The organism is Methanohalobium sp., assembly GCF_046546175.1.
Lineage (GTDB): Archaea > Halobacteriota > Methanosarcinia > Methanosarcinales > Methanosarcinaceae > Methanohalobium.
Genome location: NZ_JBKGYF010000088.1, coordinates 1 through 6,865, shown reverse-complemented (window position 1 = coordinate 6,865; position 6,865 = coordinate 1). Strand labels below are relative to the sequence as shown.

The following is a 6,865-nucleotide window of genomic DNA, read 5'->3' as shown; positions in this document are numbered from 1 at the left end:
ACGAATGTAATTGAGAATAAAAATTGATATTAAATGGATTTGGTTTTATCAATTGCAATGACGTGACTAATGAGTCTGGTCTCCGTTATCTAAAAAAAGTAAAAAAGCAGGATTTTAATAAGACCGTCTATGTGGGATTACTCTGTGAACTCGCTTTTGATAATCTCGGTATTCATCACCAAACTGTGCTACTAGCCTTTTTTCCCAGTGAACGGAGCCCAGATACAGGTATATAGAGGCTAAAATGTATATGACAAGCAGATTGACGGTCATAAACGGGGTGAGCCAGATGATAATTAATCCAGAAAGCAGGAAGGGGTCTCTTACCCATCGGTAAATACCTCTAATCTTTAGAGATTCTGATTCAGGTGTATTGGGTCCTGCTAACTGTAAAATAATCTTGAATCTATGGGGTGCATCCAGCAAAGCTCTAGGGGCAACTATCGCAGTAATCACCTGTCCACCAACCATCATCCATCGCCATGGGGAAGGTATTATGTAGAGAATAGGTCCCGGATTTTTGTAAAACAGATAGATGAGCGGCAATATTGTTATTACCGCAATCAAGCTGTATACTGGCATATACAATGTTTCTGCTTTAGAACCTAGGAATCTTACGATGAGACGTTTGGAAGGCAGGCTTGCCAGAGCACTGTGTATAAATGCAAAAGCTACCAGACAAAAAATAAGGATAATTGTGGACGATACCAATTCATTCCTCTCCATATTTTTATATGAATAACTTCTATTTACCATTTATGACTTTTTATTAGTTCATATGGTATTGATATTGCAAATTTTAACAAATAATACCAGATTTTGCAGAAATTGAAAAATAAAATGAGACAGGAGAGGTCAAAATCTCTTGAAAATTATTCATTACCCAGTTCTTTGTTAAAATATTTATCATAAGCTGACATATCAAAATGTCCATGTCCACTTAAATTAAACAGAATTGTCTTTTCTTCTCCGGTCTCTTTACACTTTAATGCTTCATCCATTGCACATTTTATGGCATGGGATGACTCTGGAGCAGGCACAATTCCTTCTGTTCTGGCAAACTTGACAGCTGAATCAAAAATCTCAACCTGGTGGTAGTTTCTGCCTGTCATCAACCCGTCATCGTACAGCCTGCTTATAATCGGGGAACATCCATGGTACCGCAGTCCACCGGAATGTATGGATGGTGGTACAAAATCATGGCCAAGTGTATACATTTTGAGCAGTGGAGTCATCATTGCAGTATCGCCTGAATCGTATTCAAACATTCCTTCAGTAAGTGTTGGACAGGCTGAAGGTTCAACAGCTATTATATCCGGGTCGTGTTTTCCATCCATTTTATCCTTTATGTATGGGAAACTAATTCCTGCAAGGTTGCTGCCACCTCCACAGCATCCTATGACAGTGTCTGGGTAGTCGTCAACTTTTTGGAGCTGTTTCTGGGATTCAAGACCGATGATGGTCTGATGGAGCATTACATGGTTCAGGACACTTCCGAGAGCGTATTTTGTATTTTCATGTTCTGAAGCATCTTCAATGGCTTCACTGATAGCGATACCAAGGCTCCCAGTTGTATCTGGATATTGTTCAAGGAATTTTTGTCCAAATTTTGTTTCCGTGCTGGGTGATGGTATGACAGTCGCACCCCAGAGATTTATTAACGATTTTCTGAAAGGTTTCTGCTCGAAACTGGAACGTACCATATAAACCTTGCATTCAAGGTCGAAATAGTTACAGGCAAGCGATAGAGCACTTCCCCACTGCCCTGCACCGGTTTCTGTGGTAACCCTTTCATTTCCTTCTTTCATATTGTAATAGACTTGTGCAATCGATGTATTGGGCTTGTGACTGCCTGCAGGACTTACACCTTCGTTCTTGTAATAGATTTTTGCAGGGGTATCCAGCATTTTTTCAAATTTATGGGCTCGATAGAGAGGTGAAGGTCTCCATAATCGGTAGATGTCACGAATCTCTTCAGGGATATCGATATAATTGTTTGGAGACATTTCCTGCTCTATAAGTGACTTGGGGAATATAATTTCAAGGTCTTCTGGTTTTATAGGTTCCTTAGTTTCAGGATTTAGAGGTGGGTCAACAGGAGTGGGCAAATCAGGTAAAATGTTATACCACTGTTTTGGCATTTCGTTTTCATCAAGGAGAATTTTTGTCTGTTCCATAGTAACCACTTATATATCAAATAAGATATTAATGTAAATATTAGTACATTAGTGTAGTTGATTTATTATAAATCCATTGTGTTAATAACTCTAGTTCTAGTTCCTAACACGACGTGTATTAAAAGTATTTTTCTGCAATTTTAATGGCTTTATGAGTAACTTCAACAGCAGATTTTCCCAACAATCGAATCATCGGCTCTTTACCAATATCACCTTTATCAAAGATAACATCAGGGACATATCCATAAACATTGATTGCATGTGTGACTCCCCAGTCCATGGTGCTTGTATCTTCTGGTTCATCGGCACGGTTGAAGGATGAAATCTTGTACCCGAGTTCATTACAAATACTCAGTATTTGAGGAGAATATTTGATATTGACAGCAGACCGAATATTCGGATCAAATTTCATGGCTGCAAGAACTATTCTGGCAACATGACTGCTTGCACCAAAGTCTATACATCCTACAGCTTTAGGATACCCCTTAAAATAAATGACTCTCCCTTCAACAGCAGCCACATCTGATATCACTTCTGCATTGGATATAGCCATTGCGATATTGCAACCAACTTCTGGTATCAGACTAGTAAATGATTGGCAATTCTGAAGCATATCCAGTGAATCCATTATATTCTGGGTAATCATATATCGTTCAGCATCGGTATGTAAATGTGCCAGCTGATTTACAGGATCAACACCGTTTCCTATGTGTGGGCTGCCTTTGATAGCGTCTTCAACGAATTGTTTTGCATACTTTGCCGCATCAACAAGGTCAAACCCTCTGTTTAGATATGCTGTAATTGCTGAGGAATAGGTACATCCAGAACCATGAGTGCCACCTTTAACGATTTTTCCATGTACCACTGTGAAATCAGCAGTTTCATAATCATACACAAGGTCTGACCCCTCAAGATGACCACCGGTGATAATAACATTACATTTTCCTTTGTCAGCAATTTTTCTGGCAGCATCATGTGCATCATTCAGGTCTTTTATATAAACACCTGAAAGTTTGTAAGCTTCATCTGTATTCGGGGTCACAACTTTACATGAGGACAGTAATTCATCAACCACTAATGGCAATGCATCTTCTTTGAGCAGAGAGCCTCCTGCCTGTGCAGACAAGACTGGATCAAGTACAAGGGAAAGATTGTGTTTTTTAACTGCAGCAACAACAGCTTTTACGATTTCAATTGATCCCAGCATGCCGGTCTTTGCCCATCTAACATCCATATCTTTGCATACAGCATTGATCTGTTCAGATACTATATGTGGTGGCAGGTCGTAGGTGGAAAATACTCCCTCGGTGTTTTGGGATGTAACTGATGTAATGGCACAGGTGCCATGCATACCAAGTGTAGCAAATGTTTTAAGATCAGCTTGAATTCCTGCACCACCTCCAGAATCCGAACCAGCAATTGAAAGTACAACCGGGATTTTATGCATCATTTTCACCTTTTAAATTGTAAATTGTCAAGTCAAATATAAGTTTTATAGTTTTTGACAGTTGTTTCGATAATTATATATACTGCATAAACAACATTGAAGCATAAAAAAAATACGAAACAATCGATTGTATTAATAAAATTAATAATTCACATACAAATATATGTCTATTTTATAAATAATTGGATGGTTAAATATGGGTAATAGACCTCTGGATATACTGAACAATGCGTTAAATACACCAGTGATTGTACGATTAAGAGGCTCACGTGAGTTTAGAGGCGAACTACTGGGATATGATGTACATATGAACCTCGTTCTCAATAATGCTGAAGAGTTAAACGAGGGGGAAATTGTTCGCAAACTTGGTAGTGTTGTAATAAGAGGAGATAATGTAGTGTATGTATCTCCGTGATATTAACCGTTTTAAAATAATAAAATTAAAATTAAGTTTATGGATCAGGTGATATTAAATGAGTAAAGGAACTGCATCATTTGGTAAAAGGCAAAAACGAACTCATGTAAAGTGTAGAAGATGTGGAAGTGTGTCATTCAATGTCCACGATAAAGAATGTAAATCATGCGGATTCGGTAAAACAAAACGTATGAGAAGTTATAACTGGAACAAAAAGGTCAGACGTTAATTTAATATAACCACAAAATGCATCAGAGATTTTAAATGGAAGAAGAATGCGGTGTAGTAGGAGTGGCTTTGCCTGGTGCAGAACCACAATCAAGTTCACCCGCTTTTCAAATCTATTATGCGCTTTATGCACTTCAACACCGAGGTCAGGAATCCACAGGTTTAACTGTCCATAACGGCTATTCTGCACACTCGATTAAAGGCATGGGACTTGTTCCTGAAGTATATGTCAGGGAAGACCTAAAAAACCTGACTGGAAATGTAGGTATCGGGCATGTTAGGTATTCTACATCAGGTGATTCTGATATAGAAAACTGTCAGCCACTGGTTGTTAATTTTAAGGGTGGAACGGTTGCCATTGCACATAATGGGAATCTTGTTAATGCAAAAGAACTTCGTGATGAACTGGAATCTGAAGGTCGAATTTTTATAACAAATTCAGATACCGAAGTAATAGCTCATCTACTTGTCAAACAACTTTTAAAACACAGTATACTGGACTCCATACGCTCAGTGATGCACCGGCTTGTAGGTTCTTACTCTCTTACTATTTTAATCGATAACCAGTTGATAGCGGTGAGGGACCCGCTTGCTATTAAACCTCTATGCATAGGAGAGGTTGAAGGGGGGTATTTGGTGGCATCTGAAAGTGTAGCAATAGATACCCTCAATGGTAGACTGCTAAGAGATGTCTATCCTGGAGAGATATTATTCTTCAGAGATGGTGAAATGGAAAGTTATCAGCTTGATACTGATAAAAGAGCAGCACACTGTGTGTTTGAATATATATACTTCGCACGTCCTGATTCGATTATTGACGGGAAACTGGTGTATAATGTCAGAGAGAAAATCGGCCGGGTACTTGCAGCTGAACATCCTGCAAATTCGGACACAGTATCACCAGTTCCTGACTCAGGGATAACTTCTGCGATAGGATATTCTAAAGAAGCAGGTATTGAATACAGAGAGGGATTGATGAAGAATCGATATATAGGGCGTACATTTATTTTGCCGGGACAGGAAATGCGTGATATAGCAGTACGGCTTAAAATGAACGCCATATCTGATAATATCGATGGAAAGAGATTAATTTTAATCGATGATAGTATTGTACGTGGAACAACGTCCAAACGAATCGTCAGTATGATTCGTAACGCAGGCGCTAGAGAGGTTCATGCACGAGTAGGGAGCCCACCGATTATTGCACCATGCTATCTTGGAATCGATATGGCAACTCGTGAACAGTTGGTAGCGTCTCAGAATACCATAGAAGGAATCAAAGAAATGATAGGTGCTGATTCACTTGGTTACCTGAGTATAGATGGACTGGTGGATGCCATAGGCATTGATAAAAATGAGTTATGTCTTGGATGTTTAACCGGCAGATATCCTGTTGAAATCTGCGGGGAAGAATGTTGTGCTCAGTTACAATCCCGATTGTCTGACTACTGATAACTTATTTAGAAAAATAATTTCTGCCAGTAAATTTCTTATTTTTAAATATTTACCTTTATAGGCTGTTTTGCATAGAATAAGGGCCGGGACCGAGAATCGAACTCGGGTCATAGCCTCCACAGGGCTACAGGATGACCTCTACCCTACCCCGGCACAGAGGTTTTGTAGGCAACCTAGAGATGTGTATTTATTAAATAAAAGTTTTCCTTGAAAGATGGAAATATAACTGGAAACTCAATCCAGTTTTGATATAGCAATTTTTGCAGCCATATCTCCTGATAGCAACATACCACCAAACACAGGTCCCATTCTGGGAGCACCTGCAACTGCATTGGCTGCCATACCTGTAACAATAAGCCCAGGATAGACTTCTCTGGTGGTATCTTTTAGCCTCCTTTCACCGGCGTCAGCCCACATGGGTCGTTCTCCTACAACACCATCGAATTTGGCACCTGGTATTTTTCTCTGAACTGTACTGCATACAACAGCTTCATGACCTGTGCCATCGATTACTACTTTTGCACGTATGGTGAGTGGGTCGACATGGAGGTTTGCAACAGAAACAGCTGTCCAGTTGATGACAATGCCTGTTACTCTATCATCTTCTCGGATCATGACATCTTCAAAACTTACCAGATTGAATACCTGAACACCCGAGGATACAGCTTTGCTTATGAGCTTGGACACGGATTCAATGGAATTGGCAACATAATATCCGTTATCATATTCATGATAATTGATATCAAATTCTTCCAGTATATCTTTTGCGTCTTCTTGCACGACAATACGGGGAAACATCATGCCTCCTCCCCACATGCCTCCTCCAAGTGCAAGTTTTTTCTCAAAAAGCGCAACTTTATAGCCTTTATGTGCAAGACGTGTGGCAGCAATCAGATTGGCAGGTCCTCCGCCTACAAGTGCCACATCAACTTCAGTGTAGTCCATAAATGTTTTTGAAAAATCATCAACAATTGCTTTTGTAATTGTTATATCATCAAGCTCCATTTTGGTATACCTCGGCACAGTTTCTTCAGATAGGAAAGGGGTGATTTGTCTTAAAGTTATTGGATGCTAAAACAGCACTTTTAGAGATTATCAAATTAGCTCATAATATCACCCATTCTAATTCGATTATATTTTCTC

At 39.3% G+C, this 6,865-nt stretch carries 7 protein-coding genes and 1 tRNA gene; 3 read left to right on the top strand and 5 right to left on the bottom strand.

The features are described 5' to 3' along the window. Window positions 1-114 precede the first annotated feature (114 nt). The 3 genes from ACLFMM_RS08495 to thiD form a co-directional block, all read right to left on the bottom strand. Window positions 115-711, bottom strand: coding sequence for a methyltransferase family protein (locus tag ACLFMM_RS08495; RefSeq protein WP_410808304.1), 597 nt, complete (start codon window positions 709-711; stop codon window positions 115-117). 161 nt (window positions 712-872) lie between these two features. Continuing rightward, window positions 873-2,177: a TrpB-like pyridoxal phosphate-dependent enzyme gene (locus ACLFMM_RS08490; RefSeq protein ID WP_410808303.1), complete on the bottom strand. Its 1,305-nt coding sequence runs from the start codon at window positions 2,175-2,177 to the stop codon at window positions 873-875. 118 nt (window positions 2,178-2,295) lie between these two features. After that, window positions 2,296-3,624 carry a bifunctional hydroxymethylpyrimidine kinase/phosphomethylpyrimidine kinase gene (gene thiD, locus ACLFMM_RS08485; RefSeq protein ID WP_410808302.1) on the bottom strand — a complete coding sequence of 443 codons (1,329 nt, stop codon included), beginning with the start codon at window positions 3,622-3,624 and terminating at the stop codon, window positions 2,296-2,298. 196 nt (window positions 3,625-3,820) lie between these two features. On the opposite strand from thiD, the gene ACLFMM_RS08480 reads away from it, so the two are divergent. From ACLFMM_RS08480 to purF, 3 genes are read left to right on the top strand one after another with little or no spacing between them, the layout of a single operon-like run. Then, complete coding sequence (locus tag ACLFMM_RS08480; protein WP_410808301.1) at window positions 3,821-4,039, top strand: LSm family protein; 219 nt, start codon at window positions 3,821-3,823, stop codon at window positions 4,037-4,039. 58 nt (window positions 4,040-4,097) lie between these two features. Beyond that, a complete protein-coding gene (locus ACLFMM_RS08475; protein WP_410808300.1) occupies window positions 4,098-4,268 on the top strand; it encodes a 50S ribosomal protein L37e in 171 nt (56 codons plus the stop codon). A 35-nt stretch (window positions 4,269-4,303) separates the two neighbouring features. Then, window positions 4,304-5,719 (top strand): amidophosphoribosyltransferase, encoded by a 1,416-nt coding sequence (gene purF / locus ACLFMM_RS08470; RefSeq protein ID WP_410808299.1) that lies wholly within the window; start codon window positions 4,304-4,306, stop codon window positions 5,717-5,719. An 84-nt stretch (window positions 5,720-5,803) separates the two neighbouring features. Here the strand turns inward: purF and ACLFMM_RS08465 are convergent. Both ACLFMM_RS08465 and ACLFMM_RS08460 read right to left on the bottom strand, forming a co-directional pair. After that, window positions 5,804-5,875, bottom strand: a tRNA-His gene (locus ACLFMM_RS08465). A gap of 81 nt (window positions 5,876-5,956) precedes the next feature. Then, window positions 5,957-6,727, bottom strand: coding sequence for a sulfide-dependent adenosine diphosphate thiazole synthase (locus ACLFMM_RS08460; protein WP_410808298.1), 771 nt, complete (start codon window positions 6,725-6,727; stop codon window positions 5,957-5,959). Window positions 6,728-6,865 lie beyond the last annotated feature (138 nt).